The sequence below is a fragment of the Asanoa iriomotensis genome (assembly GCF_016862515.1).
Classification (GTDB): Bacteria; Actinomycetota; Actinomycetes; order Mycobacteriales; family Micromonosporaceae; genus Asanoa; species Asanoa iriomotensis.
This window is the reverse complement of the sequence record NZ_BONC01000070.1, coordinates 25,121-40,841: the sequence shown is the minus strand read 5'-3', so window position 1 is coordinate 40,841 and position 15,721 is coordinate 25,121. Positions and strand designations below refer to the sequence as shown.

Genomic DNA, 15,721 nt, shown 5'->3' with positions numbered 1-15,721 from the left:
CGGGCCCGTTTCGCCCTGTGCCGCCATGTGTAGGAACGGCAGCACCGGGAAGAACGCTGAACCGGTCAACTTCGGGTCCACGATGGATGCGATGACCAGGAAGTTGAACACGTCAACTCCGTTGCCGTAGCGGTTCACCACCGTGGCCAGGTCGGCGGCTGGGTCGAAGCCGCAGTTCTGTTCCGCGCATGCCGTTCGCAGGACGTACGCCGTGCGGGCCAACGACTCCCGGTACAGGGCCGGTACGCCGCGTTGCGGCACCACCGAGTCCAGCACCATCCGGTCCACCCGCAGCGGGTGCGTCAGGCCGTACTGGATCGCCACGAACGACCCGTACGAGACCCCGTCGATCGTCCACCGCGGCACTCGCAGCGCCGAGCGGAGATCCTCCAGGTCGGCGACCGTGTCCGCCGTCGTGTAGAAGTCGCGGGTCCGTCCTAGCAGGTCAGCGCACTCCTGCACCGCGCCCGGCGACGGTGGGGTCACGTCCGACGAGCCGACCTCGGCCTGCAGCTTCGGGCAGTCGATGCCGTTGTCGCCCGTGCCCCGCTGGTCGATCATCACGAGCCGGTAGTCGGCGAGCACCGGCGCCAGCCGCTGCTGGATCCGCGGCACCAGGCTGACCCCCGGCTGGCCCGGGCCGCCGGTCAGGAACAGCAGCGTGCCCCGCGGCGCCGTGGTGTTGCCGGCCACCGCGACCTTCAAAGTCAGGTCACCGCGGACCCGCCTTGACCGGTCAAGCGGAACGATCAGGTCGGAGCAGGTGAAGTCGGTGATGCCCACACAGGGCCCCGAGTTGGTCAACCGGGGTTCGCTCCGCACACCGGCCGCAGCCGGCGTGCCGGCGACCAGCGCGGTCAACAGGACGAGCGCCGCGGCGAGCGGCGGTCGTACCCTCATGTTTCCTCCTCACTCGCGAATGAGTGTCATCTGGAGGTCATGCTCGCCGCGCCACCCGCGGCCCGCGTTGAACATCCGTGCTCGATTCGGCAAGGCCACCCGAGCCGCCCGACAGAAGATCCCGCACCGCCGACGGCGACCGGCCGAGCCGCTCACGCACCACCCGGGTCAGATGCGCCTGATCGGCGAAGCCGTGCGTCGCGGCGATCGTGCGCAGGTCCCGCTCGCCCTCCGCGATCGCGTCCAGCACGGCCTGGATCCGCAACCGGTGCCGGTGCGCGGTCAGGCTCTGCCCGGTCACCCGGTGGAAGACCCGGCTCAGGTGGTGCGGCGAGCAGTTGACCTTCGCCGCGACCTCGGTCAGCCCGAGCGTGAAACCCTCCTCGACCAGCACCTCACGCGCCCGGTAGACCAGCTTCCGGTGCGCCGCCTCGGTCGCGGGTCGCCGCCCGACCGCCCGCTGGAGGTCGTCGGGGCCCTGCCACGACGCCGTAAGCACGCTGTCGACCAGCCGGACCGTCCGCTCGGCGGCCTCGAACGCGTCCATGCCGTGCCGGCTCGCCGCGTCCAGCCCGCGGTGCGCCAGGTCGACCCGGTCGTCGACGACGCCATCCCAGGACGGGCCGCTCAGCCACCGCTCGTCGGAGGTCAACCGGTTAAGGTCGGCGGGCGACAACTCGACGACGGTGTACGTGTCGCCGCAGCCGAGCGGATGCGCCACCCGCAGCTCGTCGCCCGGCCGGATGACCAGCGCCGATGTGCGGTCGGCGAACACCTCCCGCCCGTTGACCCGGCGCAGGTAACCACCCGACCGCCCGAGGATGATGCGCCCGGTCTCCTCCACCATCGGCGCGCTGAACGACCGACCGTCCTCAAGGCACCGCACGACGTAGCTGGGCAGGCCGCACCTGCGGTTGAGGAAGTGCCACGTCCCCTGCACCGTGCCGTCGGGTCGCCGTCGCTCGTGCTCGTCGGGCATACCTCGTACACGCGTTCGTCAGCCGTGAACGTTGTCGCCTGGCACCGGAAGCGCCGTGCGCCGGTCACCTAGCGTCCACTTTGCGGGCATAACTTCCCCCTCGCCATAACCCAGCACGAAACCCCAATGGGGAGGGCAGAGCCATGGGCGCACTCGATCGCCGTTCATTCCTCAAGATGGTGGGAGCACCGGCGGTAGGCGCGGCACTCCCGGCCGGTCTCGACAGGGCCGTCGCGATCCCGGCCAACAACCGCACCGGTTCGATCGCCGACGTCGAGCACGTCATCTTCCTGATGCAGGAGAACCGGTCGTTCGACCACTACTTCGGCACGCTGCGCGGCGTACGCGGCTTCGCCGACCCGCACCCGGTCACGCTGCCGTCCGGCAAGAGCGTGTTCCACCAGCCCAACGGCGCCGGCGAGTTGCTGCCGTTCCGGCCCGACGTGCCCGACCTCGGCCAGACCTTCCTGCCCGACCCGCCACACGGCTGGAACGACGGGCACGCCGCCTGGAACGAGGGCCGCCACGACAAGTGGGTGCCCAACAAGGGCGTCAGTGCGATGACCTACCACAACCGCGGAGACCTGCCGTACCAGTTCGCGCTCGCCGACGCGTTCACGATCTGCGACAACTACCACTGCTCGCTGCTCGGCCCGACGGACCCCAACCGCTACCACATGTGGTCCGGCTGGGTCGGCAACGACGGCAAGGCCGGTGGGCCGGTCATCACCAACGCCGAGGCCGGGTACGACTGGTCGACGTACCCGGAACGGTTGGAGCGCAACGGCATCTCCTGGCGGATCTACCAGGACATCGGGCTGGGCCTGACCGCCGCGGGCTTCTGGGGTTGGACCAACGACCCCTACATCGGCAACTACGGCGACAACTCGCTGCTCTACTTCCACCAGTACCAGAACGCGCAGCCCGGCACGCCGCTGGCGGACAAGGCGAAGCAGGGCACCGAGGTGAACAAGCTCGGCCGCGACCCGTTGCGGCTGCTCGCGGACTTCCGGTCCGATGTGGAGAACGGCCGGCTGCCGCAGGTGTCCTGGATCGTCGCACCGGAGGCCTACACCGAGCACCCGAACTGGGAGCCCGGCTTCGGCGCCTGGTACGTCTCCCAGGTCATCGACATCCTCGCCGCGAACCCCGAGGTGTGGAGCAAGATGGCCCTCTTCATCACGTACGACGAGGAGGGTGGCTTCTTCGACCACATGCCGCCGCCGACCCCGCCGCAGACCCGCGCGCAGGGCCTCTCGACGGTGTCGACCGTCAACGAGATCTTCCCCGGCGACTCCGGCAACCGCCCCGGCCCGTACGGCCTCGGCATGCGGGTCCCGATGGTCATCGTGTCGCCCTGGACGCGCGGCGGCTGGGTCAACTCGGAGCTGTTCGACCACACGTCGCTTATCCGGTTCATGGAGACGCGCTTCGCCCGGCGCAACCGTGACCTGGTCGAATCCAACATCACTCCGTGGCGCCGGGCCGTGGTCGGCGACCTGACGTCGGCGTTCGACTTCAAGACGCCGAACCGGTCAAGGTCCGTCAAGCTGCCCGAGACGGACGACTTCAAGCCCGACAACCTGATCCGGTTCCCCGACCAGGTGCCGGTGCCGCCCGTCGACCAGGCGATGCCGCGACAGGAGAAGGGCGTCAAGCCGGCGCGCGCGCTGCCGTACACGTTGGATGTCGAAGCGGACCGCCAGCAGTCCGGCCTTCGGCTCGAGTTCCGCAACTCAGGCGCGGCGACGGCGGTCTTCCAGGTCCGCGAGGCCGGCAGCACGGCGGCGCCGCGGTCGTACACCGTTGAACCGGGTAAGTACCTCACCGACAGCTGGGCATCCGGCGCGGACGTGTCGGTGCACGGTCCGAACGGATTCTTCCGCCGCTTCGCCGGCGAGGCGGGCGTGTCGGTGGCGACCTCGTACGACGCGCACCGGCTGGAACTCGAGCTCACCGTCGTCAATCACGGCCGGGACCGCGTCTCGGTCACGGTCCGCGACGGCTACCGGGGCAAGCCGGTGTCGCTCTCGCTGCGTGCGGGCGAGAAGGAGCGGCGTGAGTGGGCGCTCAAGCACAACCACGGCTGGTACGACTTGACCGTTTCAGTGGACGGCGCGCTCGTGCAGCGCATCGCGGGCCACCTGGAGAACGGCGAGGACAGCTTCACCGACCCGGCGATGGGCGGCCTCGTCTGAGGCGAACTAAGACACTCGGGCAGGGGTACGCGTACCCCTGCCCGAGTGTCTTGTTTGGTCAGTGCACCGTCGATAGCATCGGACATCGACGGGGGTGACGATGGCGTCCGAGGACTTCGACCAGGCGCTCAGCGCGGCCAGACAGGCGCTGGGTGACGTCGCACCCGCCATCGCGGCCGCGGCGGGCACCGGTGTCGCAGCCGACGGGCTGATCCGGGTCACCGCCGAGGGCGGGCGGCTGTCCGATGTGGCCGTCGATCCCCGCGCGATGCGGCTGCCGCCGGCGGAGTTCGCCGAACAGCTACGTGAAGCGGTCAACATCGCGCTGGCCGAGGCCGACCCGACGGCGACGCCCGAAGCGGCGGCGCTGCCCGACCCGGCCGCGCTTTCCCGACAGCTCGAAGAGCTGCAGAACCAGAGCGCTCGCCAGATGGCGCGCTACACGCAGTCGATCAGCGAGGTCATGGCGGCGCTCAAACAGCGAGGTTGAGGGTGTCGGGTTTCCAGGTCGAGCCGGGTTCGCTGCGCACGAGCGCGGAGGGCCTGGACGACGTGGTTGACCGGTTCGCCGAAACGCTGGAGCGGTTCGAGCAGACGATCACCGCCTTCGGCCAGCCGTGGGGCTCGGACGACCTGGGCTCGATCATCGGCGAGCTGTACCTCGGCATCCACGACCTGGCGATGAGCTGCTTCGAAAGCAACGGCGAGCTGCTCGGCGAGTTCGCGCACGGCCTGCACACGATGGCGGACAGCTTCGAAGCCGCCGAGACCGAGATCGCCGACCGGATGGCCCAGCTGCAGAACCTGCTCGGCGGTGGTTGACCGGTGGGCCTCCAGCTTCCCGGCGAACTCGTCTCGCTGCTCGGCCTGCTCGGCTACACGTGGCCGCAGGCCGACGAGGAGAAGCTGTTCGAGATGGCCCAGCACTGGCTGGAGCTGAGCGGCGAGGTACGCACGATCAGCGCGGAGGCCCACGGCCAGGGCGCAGCGGTGCTGGCCACCAACACGGGCGAGGCGATCACGGCGTTCCAGTCGCGCTGGTCGGCGCCCGAGGCACCCGTCAACAACCTCACCGACGGCGCGACCGCCGCGCAGGGAGTCGGCCTGGGCCTGATGGTCGCGGCCGGGATCGTCCTGGCACTGAAGATCAACGTGATCATCCAGCTGGTCATCCTGGCGATCCAGATCGCACAGGCGATCGCCACGGCGGCGGTGACGTTCGGGGCGTCTCTGGCCCAGATACCCATCTTCAAGATGATCACGTCGATGGTCCTGGACCAGCTGTTCGGCTTGGCCACAGAAGCCCTGCTCAATGGTTAAGGGAAAGCTGCGCAGGCTGAAGCGCTCCGGCCGCGGCGGCTTCGCCCGCGGCGTCTTCGGCCCGATCGGCGACCTGCTGCGGCCGGGCCACAACCTGACCAACCTCGGCCTGCCGGGCAACCGGCTGCGGCATCCCGGTGCGACGCCGTTCCCCGTGCGCTCACTGCGAGGCCAGTCGATCCGTTCGTTGCGGCGACAACGCCCGGCCAACTGGCGTGAAGTGCCGACGCGGGACAACGAAGGCTTCATCTGGCTGGACGAGAACGGCGTGGAACGCCTGCGCTTCATGCGCCCCACGGGCGAGAACCCGACCAACAGCAGGTGGTCGCGACAGGCCAACGGCTACCTCCGCTGGCAGTCATCGCAGTCGACGCCCGGCGATTCCGACGAAGGTAAGCTCTTCCTCGACATGGACGGCAACATCGTGGGCCGCACCGACCCGGATTTCGCCACCTCGACCCACATCATGTACGAGGGACCGTGGCCATGAGGAGGACCCCGGTGGAGCCGATGCGCGACCCGCGGGAGGCGCTCAACAACATCATGGAGGCGCTCCTCTTCACCTACCGCTACGACGCCGGGCGGCGGGAGTTCCTCCTGATCACCGAGTACCCCTACAAATCGCCTGGCAGCGTCCGGGAGTTCGCCGCGTTCGTCTTCGCGGACGCCGAGTTCCGACGCCTGCCGGGCGACTACGCCCCATACCAAGGCCATGGGGAAACCTTCCAGGCCAAGGGCCCGGGCGCCTTCGTGATCCAGAACATCAGGCAGAAAGAAGATCAGATCGAACTGTGGTTCGGTCCGAACTTCGGGGGCGTGACCGTCACGTATGGCGACGTCAGGGGCTATACGCGGGGCTCGACGGCGGAGAAAACAGGTCCCTCGGAGTGGGTCTACCGCGACTCGAAGACCAACGAACCGTTCGAGTTCGACTATCCGTTCCCGTCCCTGACCGGGCCTGCGTAGTCAGTACTCTTCGATCTCGAGATCGCGGCGGCCCGAGACTCGGTCGAGGATGATCGCCACGATCTCGTCTCGGCGTCCCTGCGACCAGGCCGGCATTTCCCTGTCCCACCGATCCGCGGTCGGCAAGTACAGCAGGTCCGGGCCATCCGTCGTCGGGTCGACCCCGAGCTCCAGGTGTCGAAACGGCTCCTGGTAGCGGATGTACTGCCAGCCGATATGCACTTTCGGGAACTTGGCGGCATTGCGGGCACGACCTCGCCGGTAGGCCGCGCGTCTGATCCGGGCCCAAACTCCGAACACACCACCGTCATACCACCAGGGGTGGCAGCGGTTGGCTAACGGTGTTAGCTTAGGGTTCGGCTAACGCCGTTAGCCAAGGGAGGTGGAGATGTCGCGGCGCGAGCAGATTCTTGATGTGGCGCTCGAGTTGCTTGAGCGCGACGGGGTCCAGGCGCTCACCATGCGGGCGATCGGGGAGGCGGTCGGCATGCGGGCGCCCTCGCTCTACAAACACGTGCCCGACAAGCAGAGCCTCGAGGCCGGGTTGATCGCCCGCGGTCTCACCGCCCAAGCACAGGTGTTCGCGCGGGCAAAGACGCTGACAGCGCTGGCCCGGGCCTACCGGGGCTGGGCGCGCGAACACCCGCATCTCTACCGCCTGATGACCGACGGACCGCTTCCCCGCGACCTGCTGCCGCCGGGGGTCGAGGACGCGGCAGCCGCACCGCTGCTCGCCGTGACCGGAAGCGTTGCTCAAGCCCGCGCCCTCTGGGGCCTCGCCCACGGGCTGATCTCACTCGAACTCGCCGGGCGGTTTCCGCCGGGCGCGGACGTCGACGCCGCCTGGCGGGTCGGCATCGCGGCCTTCACGGCCACCACAACCAAGGGGCGTACACCATGATGAAGACCGCCCGCGTGCTCGCCGGCGTTGCCGCAGTGCTCGCGCTGGGAGCGTTCATTTCCGGGCTCGACGTCAAAGACGGGACCACGATGGTCGAGATGTGGCGCACCATCGGGTTCGCCACCTTCGCTGCCCTCTTCGCCTACCTTGCCGCCCGCCCGGCAGCAGTGGGCGTCTGGGCGATCGTGCTCGCCAACAAGCTCGCACTGACCATCGCAGCGGTGGCCTACGGATCCGGCGAGGCCGCGATCTGGGACGGCATACTCGTGGTGCTCCTCGCCGCGGGCCTGGCCCTGGCGACACGCACCCCGACTAGGCAGCCGGCGCCGGCCACGCAAGACTGACCCGATGGATGCCGCCGAACTGCGCGCCCTGCAGGCGCCCTTGAAGGAGAAGTACCGCTCGGACCCAGAGACGGCGGTGACACCGCTGCAGGCCAGCGGCAGCTTCGAAACCGACGGCATCACCGCCGTCGTCTCGGGCTGGGCCGGGCCGGTGCGGGCCGGGCTCCATCCCGCGACCGGCGGCGACGGCGCCGACTCCTGCTCGGGCGACATGCTGCTCCAGGCCGTGCTCGCCTGCGCGGGTGTCACGATGCGCAGCGTCGCCACCGCGATGGGCATCGAGATCCGCGACGCCACCCTCAAAGCGGACGCGACGTTCGACGCTCGCGGCACGCTCGGCGTCGCGCGGGACACCAAGGTCGGCATCCAGGGGCTCGTCATCACCGCCGACCTCGACACCCAAGCCGACGACGCCACCCTCGCGAAGCTCGGCCAGCTCACGGAGCGCTACTGCGTCGTCGGGCAGAGCCTGGCCGAGCCGCCCCGGGTCGTGGTCCGCCGCGCTGGGTAGGGCGGACCACGTGCGTCAGTCCGGGTCCGCGACGGCCAGCCGCCCCGAGAGCAGCATCACGGACACGACAGCGGCCCACAGCCAGAACGCGGTGAACGGCACGAAGGCGAGGTCGGTGGTCCAGACCGCGCGGGCCAGCACCTGGCCGACGCCGGCGATGATCGCCCACCAGCCGAGCCAGTTCGGCAGCCGCGCGGACCGCAGGAAGATCGTTCCGGCGCAGATCGCGGCGGCGCCGGTGGCGACCCAGCCGTTCGCGAACGACAGGTTGCCCAGGTCGAACGCGTACCGGGCCACCTGCGGGTCGATGTCCTCCGATCGGTAGACGGCCGCGTCCCACGACGCGATCTGCCCGGACACGACGCTGACCACCCCGGCGCCGGCGAGGAACGCCGACCGCCACGGAACGCCGCGCTCGTAGCGGCGCAGCAGCAGCGCCAGGCCGAGCATGAACCACAACATCGCGATCAACCCGACGATTGTGAGGTACGAGCTGGCCCAGCCGAACGCGTCGTCTACCGAGCGGAAGAACGCCACGGCCTGCTCGGCGTTGCTGGTGAACGGGGCGTCCTGGAAGCCGTTGGCCAGCGAGCTGCCGAGGACCACGACGAGGGTGACGGCTCCGCCGGCTCCGGCGACGCGGGCGAGCGTCCGTTGCTGGGCTCGGAGGTCGATCTGTTGCGCGACCATCGGTGTTCTCCTTCGAAACTGCGGGTCATCTCCTGGCCAGCGACGCTAGAAAAACGGCACCGAGCCCCGCATCGGCACAAACACGCAACCGCCGTACGTGCCAGCACTGCCGGACAGCTCGGTGCGGGCATGATTGCCCTGGTCGGCGGGGCGGGCGGAGAATTCCGTCGTGGCGCTCCCGACGCTTCGACCACTGCCCGCCACCCTGCTGGCGGTCACGACGCTGGGCGTGGTCGCGGGGGTCGGGCTCTCGTGGGGTCTCGAACCCGCCTATGACACGCTGTTCAACGCGCTGTTCAGCACCTTGACCGTGGCGGTCGGCGCCCTGATCCTCACGCGTCATCCGGCACACACGATCGGCTGGCTCCTGTGCGCACTCGGTCTCGCCAACGGGCTGACCGCTGAGCTGCCGCAGGGTTGGGGCCTACGGGCCGCCGCCGAGAGCTGGCCCGGAGCCGCGACCGCGCAGTGGCTCGGGTTGTGGACCTTCGTGTTGCAAGGGCCCGTGCTGGTGTTGCTGTTCCTCTCGTTCCCTAGTGGACAATCAAAGCGCTGGGTGGTCTGGCCGACGACAGCCGCGACCGCCGCCCTCGCGGCCGGATGGGCGCTCGACCCCGACCTCGGCCGCTACCTCGTCGACGGTCGCAACCCCTACGCCGCACCCGGCCTGCCCACCGACGCCCTGTTCGCGGTCGGCCTCGTCGCCCTCGCGGTCGCCATGACGATGGCGCTCGTCGACGTGGTGACCCGGCTGCGGCGATCGGCCGGAGTCGAACGCCAACAGCTGAAGTGGTTCACTCTCGCCACCGGATTCGTGGCCGTGGTGCTGCCGTCGGCGACTGCATTGTGGAGCCTCACGCCGCTCGTACACCCGTTGCCGTTGATCGCCCTGACCGCCTGGCCTGTCGCGATCGGCGTGGCGATCCTGCGCCACCGCCTCTACGACGTGGACCTCGTGATCAGCCGCGCGTTCACCGGCGCCGTGCTGACCGTCGTCCTCGCCCTGGTGTACGTCGGCTCGACGCTCGTGATCGGCGCCCTCGCCGGACGCGGCTCGCCGTGGGCGACCGCCGTCTCGACGCTGCTGGCCGCAACCGCGTTCAAGTTCCTTTACCAGCGGGTACGCCGGCGCGTCGACAGCCGGTTCCGGCCGGCGCACCACGCGGCGCTCGCCGCGATCGGGGAGTTCATCGAAGCGCTGCGGGCCGACCAGGTCGAGCCCGAGCAGATCGTCGACGCGCTGCGCACCGCGCTCGACGATCCCGCCCTGGAGTTGTCGTTCGTGCTGCCGCCGGGCACCGGGCCGCTGGCCGCGGAGCCGGACGACACCCACGAGACGCACGCGGTGCGGCGCGGCGGCATCACCCTGGCCGAGATCCGCTGGCACCCGCGGACGGAGGAACAGCGCAGGCTGTTGCCGGCCGTCGTCGCGGCCGCCGGGCTGGCGATCGAGATGGCCCGGCTCCGGGTCGAGCTTCGCCAACGCCTGGACGAGGTCGAGGCGTCCCGGGCCCGGATCGTCGCGGTCGCCGACGAGGAGCGTCGCCGGATCGAGCGGAACCTGCACGACGGCGCCCAGCAGCGGCTGGTCTCCATCGGCCTGGCGCTGCGGCATGCCCAGCACCAGGTCGGACCCTCGGCCGCCGCGAGCCGTACCCTCGACGACGCGATCGCACAGATCACCCACGCCATCGACGAGCTGCGCGACCTGGCACAGGGGCTGCACCCCGCGCTCGACGCGGGTCTGCGTCCGGCCCTGCACGAGCTCGCCACCCGCGCACCGTTGCCGGTCAACGTCGTCGCCACTCCCGAGCGCTTTCCGTCCGAAGTGGAGGCTGCCGCGTACTTCGTCGCCTGTGAGGGTTTGACCAACGCCGTCAAGCACGCGCGGGCGCAACACGTCGTGCTGCGGGTCGCCCGTGAGGACGGCCGATGCGTCGTCAGCGTCACCGACAACGGGGTCGGCGGAGCGCGGCCACACAACGGTTCCGGCCTGACCGGGCTGTCCGACCGCGTCGCCGCCCGCGGCGGGCGCCTGCGCATCGACACGACGACCGGGCTCGGCACCGTCCTGACCGCGGAGTTCCCATGCGCGTCGTGATCGCCGAAGACCAGGTGCTGCTCCGCGAGGGTCTGGCGCGCCTCTTCGCCGACGGCGGGCACACGGTGGTGGCGACGCCCGGTGACGCGCGGAGCCTGGCCGAGATCGTCGCCGAGACCAGGCCCGACCTGGTGGTCATCGACGTGCGGATGCCGCCCACCTACACCGACGAGGGGGCGCGGGCCGCCCTGGACACCAAGCGCCGGCACCCCGACATCGGCGTGCTCGTGCTGTCCCAGCACATCGAGACCACCCACGCCGTCGATCTGGTCTCGCGGGCCGGGTTCGGGTACCTGCTCAAGGACCGCGTCCTCGAGGTCGGCGAGTTCCTGGCCACCGCACAGCGGATCGCCGACGGCGGCTCGGCCCTGGACCCGAAGGTGGTCGCCCGGCTCGTGGCGCCCGTGGCGGGTGGTCCGCTGTCCCGCCTGACGGAGCGGGAACGGCGGATCCTGGAGTTGATGGCCGAGGGTCTGACCAACACCGGCATCGCCCATCGGCTCACGCTCAGCGAACGCACGGTCGAAGCCCACATCCGCCACGTGCTGCTGAAGCTGGACATCCCCGAAACCAGCGACAACCACCGCCGCGTGCTGGCCGTCCTCGCCCATCTCCGCGCGGTGGACGACTAGCGATCGGCGACGGCCTCCGTCAGTCCCAGCGCCGTCAGGGTGCGCGAGCGGAGCGTGTCCGCCTCCCGCAGAAACGTGCCGAACTCCGCGCCCGGCAGGTAGGCGTCCGCCCACGGGTTCCGCGCCACCGTGTCCTGCCAGGCCGGCGAAGCGCGGAGCCGCTCGGCGATGTCCAGCAGCCTCCGCTCGTCGGCCGGGCTCAGGCCGGGCGGTGCCACGAGCCCCCGCCAGTTGAGGAAGGCGACGTCGATGCCGGCCTCCCGCAACGTGGGGGCGTCGACCCCCGGCGTGCGGGCCGCGCCGGTCACCGCGAGGACCCGGAGCCGGCCGGAGATGATCTGCTGCGTGTATTCGCCGAGGCTGGAGACGGCGACCGCGACCCGGCCGGCGAGCGCGGCGGCCAGCAGGGTGCCGCCGCCGTCGTACCGGACGTAGTTGACCGCCGGCGGTGGCACGCCGACCGCCTTGGCGACCAGCATCGGGGCGAGATGGTCGGGGCCGCCCGTGGTGGAGCCGCCGCCGACGGCCAGGGCCGCCGGTGCCGCGCGCCAGGCGGCCACCAGGTCGGCCATCGTCCGCAGCGGCGAGTCGCGGGTCACCACGAACGCTTCCGGTTCCTCGACGAGCCGGGCGACCGGCGTGACGTCGGCCAGCGTCGCCGACCTGGGCACGGAATGCTGGGCACCGACCAGCCCGAGTCCCATCAGCATGAGCATGGTGCCGTTGCCCCGCTCGTACACGAGGCGTTGCAGACCGACCGCGCCACCCGCGCCGGGCAGATGGAAGATCTCCACCCCGCGGGCCACGCCGCTCTCGTCGAGTGCCGTGCCGACCGCACGCGCCGTCACGTCGTAGCCACTGCCCGGAGCGTTGGGCACCATCAGCCTCAGGCGTTCCGGGTTGTCCCGGCCGCATCCGGCCGCCGGGAGCAGCATGGCTACCGACGCGGCGAGGAGCGTTCGGCGCTGCACGCGCTCAATGTAGTCCGCCGCTAGTCCTCTCCGCTGAGCACCGGGCGCCGGCCGCGGAAGAGTTTGGGCAGGTGGGGCAGGGCGAGTGCGGCCACGGCGAGCAGGAGCAGGGTGAGGGTGAGCGGCCGCGTGACGAAGATCGAAAGGTCGCCGTCGGCAAGCAGCAACGCCCGCCGGAACTGGGTCTCCATCAACGGGCCGAGGATCAGCCCGAGGATGGCCGGCGCGATCGGGAAGTCCAGGTGGCGCATGATCATCGCGATGAGGCCGATGCCGTACGCGAGCAGCACGTCGACGATGTTGCCGGACACGGCGTACACGCCGAGCGTGGCGAAGACGAGGATCCCGGCGTAGAGCAGGGGCCGTGGGATCTGGAGGACCTTCACCCACAGCCGGATCAGCGGCAGGTTGAGGGCCAGCAGCAGCACGTTCCCGATGAACAGGGACGCGATCAACGCCCACACGAGCGGGCCCTGGTTCTGCAGCAACTGCGGGCCGGGCGAGATGTTGAAGTAGCTGAACGCGGCCAGCATGACCGCGGCCGTCGCCGAGGTCGGGATGCCGAGCGTCAACAGCGGCACGAGCACGCCGGAGAACGACGCGTTGTTGGCCGCTTCGGGCCCCGCGACACCCTCGATCGCGCCACGGCCGAACTCGTCCTTGTTCTTGGCCCGCCGTTTCTCGTACATGTACGACAGGAATGTCGGGAGTTCGGCGCCACCGGACGGCAGCGCGCCGAACGGGAAGCCCAACGCGGTGCCGCGCAACCACGGCCGCCACGAGCGGCTCCAGTCGGCGCGGGAGAGCCAGGCGAAGCCGGAGGCCGGTTCCAGCGGGGCCGCCTGCTCCGGGAGGTCGCGCAGCCGGGACGCGATGAAGAGCGTCTCGCCGATCGCGAAGAGGCCGACGATCACCACCACGACGTCGATGCCGTCGAGCATCGACGTGACGCCGAACGTGAAGCGGGCCTGGCCGGTCAGCGCGTCGATGCCGACGACGCCCAGGAACAGCCCGAACGTCAGCGACATGAGGCCGCGGATGATGGACGCCCCGACCACCGCGGTGACAGTGACCATCGCGAGGAGGGCCAGCGCGAAATAGTCGGACGCGCGGAACGAGACGGCCAGCCGGGCCATCGGCTCGGTCACGAACGTCAGCAGGACGGTCGTGATGATCGCGGCGACGAACGAGCCGATCGCCGCCGTGGCGAGCGCGGCTCTGGCCCGGCCACGTTTGGCCATCTGGTAGCCCTCGATCGAGGTGGCCACCGAGGCCGACTCGCCGGGCGTGTTGAGCAGGATCGATGTGGTGGAGCCGCCGTACATGGCGCCGTAGTAGATGCCGGCGAACATGATGAGCGTGCCGGTGGGGTTGTCGAGCTCGAGCGCCACCGGCAGCAGCAGCGCGATGGTCAGGGCGGGTCCGATGCCGGGCAGGATGCCGACGAAGGTTCCGACGGTGACGCCGATCGCCGCGTACAGCAGGTTCTGCGGTGTCAGCACGGTGCCGAAGCCGTTGATGAGGTCGCCGAACGCGTTCACAGCGGGAGCACCCCCGCCGGCAGCGCGATTCCGAGCAACTTCGTGAAGGACAGATAGATCGTCAGGGAGAGTACGACGCCCACGATCGCGTCCCGCACGATGACCTCTCTGCGCGGGCGGGTCGAGAGGAGCTGTGCCGCGCCGACGTAGAACGCGACGGTGGCCAGCACGTACCCCACGGTCGTGTACTTGAGGACGACGGCGTACGCGATGAGCAATGCCAACAGCATGATCGGCACCCGCCAGGTGGGCCGGGCGGCGTTTGGCTGGGTGGTGCGCCGGCGCCACCGCGCGGCCTGCGTGCCGAGGTAGGCGATCGCTACCAGCACCCACAGGCCGGTGACGACGATCGGAGCGAAGGTCGGCCCGCCCAGCGTGATGCCGCGGTCAGCGCCGACGGTCAACGCGCGCGTGAACAACCCCAGCCCGGCCGCGACGAGAACCGCTCCGGCGACGAGCCCGGCAAGCGGGCTCGGCTCCGTCGCGTCCGACGTCTCCGGTGTTGCGGATGCTGCCTCGGGTGGCGCCGGCTGGGTCACTGGCCCAGACCGATCTCGGCGAGGACCGACGTGATCCGGGTGCTTTCGGCCTCGAAGTACGCCTTGGCCTCGTCGCCGGACTTGTAGAAGTCAGTCCACTTCTTGTCGGTGAGCGCCTGCTTCCACTGCTCGGAGGCGTGCAGCTTGTCGACAAGACCGATCACCGCGGTGCGGTCGGCGTCGCTGATCCCGGGCGGTGCCACGACGCCGCGCCAGTTGAGCAGTTCCACGTCGTACCCGGCGTCCTTGATCGTCGCGGTCGGCGAACCGGCTCCGACGTCTTCCGGCGACCCGCCGGAGACCGCCAGGGCACGGAGCTCGCCGGCCTTGACCAGGTCGGTGAACTCGCTGGCACCGGACACGCCGACCGAGATGTCGCCGGAGAGGAGAGCGGCCTTGGCCTCGCCGCCGCCCGAGTAGGCCACGTACTGCTTCGCCACCGTCTTGGCGTCGGCGCCGGCCGCCTTGGCGAGCAGCCCGACCAGGATGTGGTCGGTGCCGCCGGCCGAGCCGCCGCCCCACTTGACCGCCGTCGGGTCGGCCTTGGCCGCGTCGAGCAGATCCTTGAGGGTCTGGTACGGGGAGTCCTTGCGCACCACGACGACCTCGGACTCGGAGGTCAGCGTCGCGATCGGCGTGGTCTGGGTGAGGTTGACCTGCGACTTGTTGGTGACCACGCCACCGACCATCACCAGGCCGGTGATCATGAGTTGGTGTGCGTTGCCGGCGTGGCTGCTCACCAGCTCCGCCAGCCCGATCGTGCCGGCCGCACCGGTGACATTGCGCACCTCGGCCGACTGTCCATTGAGGAGGTTGGCGTCCTGGAACGCCTTCTGCATCGACCGTGCGGTGGTGTCCCATCCGCCGCCGGCGGCCGCCGGGGCCATGATCTGCAAGGTTTTGCTCGGATAGGTGACGGCGGCCGGTTCGTTGGACTCGCCGACCGACTGCTCAGCGCAGCCGGCGGTGCCCAGGGCGATGGCGGCCACAGCAAGGCTGAGGACCTTTTTGAGCATCGGGGGTCACGCTCCTGCAGCGAAGGGATGGCGGGCGTGTTACGCACCATGCCCGACGTCGTGACCGGGGTCACGCTTGTGTACGCACAGGAACTTTTGGTCGTTTTGGTCG

The 15,721-nt window shown here is 70.1% G+C and carries 19 protein-coding genes; 11 read left to right on the top strand and 8 right to left on the bottom strand.

Annotated features, from left to right (window positions below):
• Both Air01nite_RS33525 and Air01nite_RS33520 read right to left on the bottom strand, forming a co-directional pair.
• Nucleotides 1-900, bottom strand: a 900-nt coding sequence (locus Air01nite_RS33525) for an alpha/beta fold hydrolase (protein ID WP_203707384.1), incomplete at its 3' end; no start/stop codon positions are given.
• 37 nt (nucleotides 901-937) lie between these two features.
• Nucleotides 938-1,879: a helix-turn-helix domain-containing protein gene (locus Air01nite_RS33520; RefSeq protein ID WP_203707383.1), complete on the bottom strand. Its 942-nt coding sequence runs from the start codon at nucleotides 1,877-1,879 to the stop codon at nucleotides 938-940.
• Nucleotides 1,880-2,022: 143 nt separating this feature from the next.
• On the opposite strand from Air01nite_RS33520, the gene Air01nite_RS33515 reads away from it, so the two are divergent.
• The 6 genes from Air01nite_RS33515 to Air01nite_RS33490 all read left to right on the top strand — a co-directional run bounded on the left by Air01nite_RS33515 (nucleotide 2,023) and on the right by Air01nite_RS33490 (nucleotide 6,363).
• The gene (locus Air01nite_RS33515) at nucleotides 2,023-4,077 is read left to right on the top strand and encodes a phosphocholine-specific phospholipase C (RefSeq protein ID WP_203707382.1); all 2,055 of its coding nucleotides are present in this window, start codon (nucleotides 2,023-2,025) and stop codon (nucleotides 4,075-4,077) included.
• 100 nt (nucleotides 4,078-4,177) lie between these two features.
• A complete protein-coding gene (locus tag Air01nite_RS33510; RefSeq protein WP_203707381.1) occupies nucleotides 4,178-4,567 on the top strand; it encodes a YbaB/EbfC family nucleoid-associated protein in 390 nt (129 codons plus the stop codon).
• Between the two features lie 2 nt (nucleotides 4,568-4,569).
• Nucleotides 4,570-4,899, top strand: coding sequence for a WXG100 family type VII secretion target (locus Air01nite_RS33505; protein ID WP_203707380.1), 330 nt, complete (start codon nucleotides 4,570-4,572; stop codon nucleotides 4,897-4,899).
• 3 nt (nucleotides 4,900-4,902) lie between these two features.
• Nucleotides 4,903-5,397 (top strand): WXG100-like domain-containing protein, encoded by a 495-nt coding sequence (locus Air01nite_RS33500; RefSeq protein WP_203707379.1) that lies wholly within the window; start codon nucleotides 4,903-4,905, stop codon nucleotides 5,395-5,397.
• The gene (locus tag Air01nite_RS33495; RefSeq protein ID WP_203707378.1) at nucleotides 5,390-5,887 is read left to right on the top strand and encodes a hypothetical protein; all 498 of its coding nucleotides are present in this window, start codon (nucleotides 5,390-5,392) and stop codon (nucleotides 5,885-5,887) included. Before Air01nite_RS33500 ends, Air01nite_RS33495 begins: the two co-directional genes overlap by 8 nt.
• Nucleotides 5,884-6,363 (top strand): hypothetical protein, encoded by a 480-nt coding sequence (locus Air01nite_RS33490; RefSeq protein WP_203707377.1) that lies wholly within the window; start codon nucleotides 5,884-5,886, stop codon nucleotides 6,361-6,363. The genes Air01nite_RS33495 and Air01nite_RS33490 overlap by 4 nt, the downstream gene beginning before the upstream one ends.
• Here the strand turns inward: Air01nite_RS33490 and Air01nite_RS33485 are convergent, their stop codons facing one another.
• Entirely contained in the window at nucleotides 6,364-6,585 is a 222-nt protein-coding gene (locus Air01nite_RS33485; RefSeq protein WP_203707376.1) for a hypothetical protein, read from the bottom strand.
• Nucleotides 6,586-6,751: 166 nt separating this feature from the next.
• Between Air01nite_RS33485 and Air01nite_RS33480 the strand changes: the two genes are divergently transcribed.
• The 3 genes from Air01nite_RS33480 to Air01nite_RS33470 are packed head-to-tail and all read left to right on the top strand — an operon-like array spanning nucleotide 6,752 to nucleotide 8,119.
• Complete coding sequence (locus Air01nite_RS33480) at nucleotides 6,752-7,264, top strand: TetR/AcrR family transcriptional regulator (protein WP_203707375.1); 513 nt, start codon at nucleotides 6,752-6,754, stop codon at nucleotides 7,262-7,264.
• On the top strand, nucleotides 7,261-7,608 hold the full coding sequence (locus Air01nite_RS33475; protein ID WP_203707374.1) for a hypothetical protein: 348 nt from the start codon (nucleotides 7,261-7,263) through the stop codon (nucleotides 7,606-7,608). Before Air01nite_RS33480 ends, Air01nite_RS33475 begins: the two co-directional genes overlap by 4 nt.
• Nucleotides 7,609-7,612: 4 nt before the next feature.
• A complete protein-coding gene (locus Air01nite_RS33470) occupies nucleotides 7,613-8,119 on the top strand; it encodes an OsmC family protein (protein WP_203707373.1) in 507 nt (168 codons plus the stop codon).
• 15 nt (nucleotides 8,120-8,134) lie between these two features.
• Here the strand turns inward: Air01nite_RS33470 and Air01nite_RS33465 are convergent, their stop codons facing one another.
• Nucleotides 8,135-8,809 (bottom strand): DUF4386 family protein, encoded by a 675-nt coding sequence (locus Air01nite_RS33465; RefSeq protein WP_203707372.1) that lies wholly within the window; start codon nucleotides 8,807-8,809, stop codon nucleotides 8,135-8,137.
• Between the two features lie 169 nt (nucleotides 8,810-8,978).
• Here Air01nite_RS33465 and Air01nite_RS33460 point away from each other — a divergent pair, with 169 nt between their 5' ends.
• Together Air01nite_RS33460 and Air01nite_RS33455 are read left to right on the top strand one after the other, a co-directional pair.
• Nucleotides 8,979-10,910, top strand: coding sequence for a sensor histidine kinase (locus tag Air01nite_RS33460; RefSeq protein WP_203707371.1), 1,932 nt, complete (start codon nucleotides 8,979-8,981; stop codon nucleotides 10,908-10,910).
• Nucleotides 10,898-11,542: a LuxR C-terminal-related transcriptional regulator gene (locus Air01nite_RS33455; RefSeq protein ID WP_203707370.1), complete on the top strand. Its 645-nt coding sequence runs from the start codon at nucleotides 10,898-10,900 to the stop codon at nucleotides 11,540-11,542. The genes Air01nite_RS33460 and Air01nite_RS33455 overlap by 13 nt, the downstream gene beginning before the upstream one ends.
• Here the strand turns inward: Air01nite_RS33455 and Air01nite_RS33450 are convergent.
• The 4 genes from Air01nite_RS33450 to Air01nite_RS33435 are packed head-to-tail and all read right to left on the bottom strand — an operon-like array spanning nucleotide 11,539 to nucleotide 15,609.
• Nucleotides 11,539-12,513 carry a Bug family tripartite tricarboxylate transporter substrate binding protein gene (locus Air01nite_RS33450; protein ID WP_239091147.1) on the bottom strand — a complete coding sequence of 325 codons (975 nt, stop codon included), beginning with the start codon at nucleotides 12,511-12,513 and terminating at the stop codon, nucleotides 11,539-11,541. The genes Air01nite_RS33455 and Air01nite_RS33450 overlap by 4 nt on opposite strands.
• 20 nt (nucleotides 12,514-12,533) lie before the next feature.
• Nucleotides 12,534-14,054 carry a tripartite tricarboxylate transporter permease gene (locus Air01nite_RS33445; RefSeq protein WP_203707369.1) on the bottom strand — a complete coding sequence of 507 codons (1,521 nt, stop codon included), beginning with the start codon at nucleotides 14,052-14,054 and terminating at the stop codon, nucleotides 12,534-12,536.
• Nucleotides 14,051-14,593 carry a tripartite tricarboxylate transporter TctB family protein gene (locus Air01nite_RS33440; RefSeq protein ID WP_203707368.1) on the bottom strand — a complete coding sequence of 181 codons (543 nt, stop codon included), beginning with the start codon at nucleotides 14,591-14,593 and terminating at the stop codon, nucleotides 14,051-14,053. The genes Air01nite_RS33445 and Air01nite_RS33440 overlap by 4 nt, the downstream gene beginning before the upstream one ends.
• Nucleotides 14,590-15,609, bottom strand: a complete 1,020-nt coding sequence (locus Air01nite_RS33435; RefSeq protein WP_203707367.1) for a Bug family tripartite tricarboxylate transporter substrate binding protein — start codon at nucleotides 15,607-15,609, stop codon at nucleotides 14,590-14,592. The genes Air01nite_RS33440 and Air01nite_RS33435 overlap by 4 nt, the downstream gene beginning before the upstream one ends.
• Between the last annotated feature and the right edge of the window lie 112 nt (nucleotides 15,610-15,721).

Bases quoted from the DNA above. Each gene is read 5' to 3' on its own strand.
- Air01nite_RS33520 (WP_203707383.1), bottom strand. From the start codon at position 1,879: ATGCCCGACGAGCACGAGCGACGGCGACCCGACGGCACGGTGCAGGGG.
- Air01nite_RS33515 (WP_203707382.1), top strand. From the start codon at position 2,023: ATGGGCGCACTCGATCGCCGTTCATTCCTCAAGATGGTGGGAGCACCG.
- Air01nite_RS33475 (WP_203707374.1), top strand. From the start codon at position 7,261: ATGATGAAGACCGCCCGCGTGCTCGCCGGCGTTGCCGCAGTGCTCGCG.
- Air01nite_RS33435 (WP_203707367.1), bottom strand. From the start codon at position 15,609: ATGCTCAAAAAGGTCCTCAGCCTTGCTGTGGCCGCCATCGCCCTGGGC.
- Air01nite_RS33455 (WP_203707370.1), top strand. From the start codon at position 10,898: ATGCGCGTCGTGATCGCCGAAGACCAGGTGCTGCTCCGCGAGGGTCTG.
- Air01nite_RS33480 (WP_203707375.1), top strand. From the start codon at position 6,752: ATGTCGCGGCGCGAGCAGATTCTTGATGTGGCGCTCGAGTTGCTTGAG.
- Air01nite_RS33470 (WP_203707373.1), top strand. From the start codon at position 7,613: ATGGATGCCGCCGAACTGCGCGCCCTGCAGGCGCCCTTGAAGGAGAAG.
- Air01nite_RS33465 (WP_203707372.1), bottom strand. From the start codon at position 8,809: ATGGTCGCGCAACAGATCGACCTCCGAGCCCAGCAACGGACGCTCGCC.
- Air01nite_RS33510 (WP_203707381.1), top strand. From the start codon at position 4,178: ATGGCGTCCGAGGACTTCGACCAGGCGCTCAGCGCGGCCAGACAGGCG.
- Air01nite_RS33490 (WP_203707377.1), top strand. From the start codon at position 5,884: ATGAGGAGGACCCCGGTGGAGCCGATGCGCGACCCGCGGGAGGCGCTC.
- Air01nite_RS33495 (WP_203707378.1), top strand. From the start codon at position 5,390: ATGGTTAAGGGAAAGCTGCGCAGGCTGAAGCGCTCCGGCCGCGGCGGC.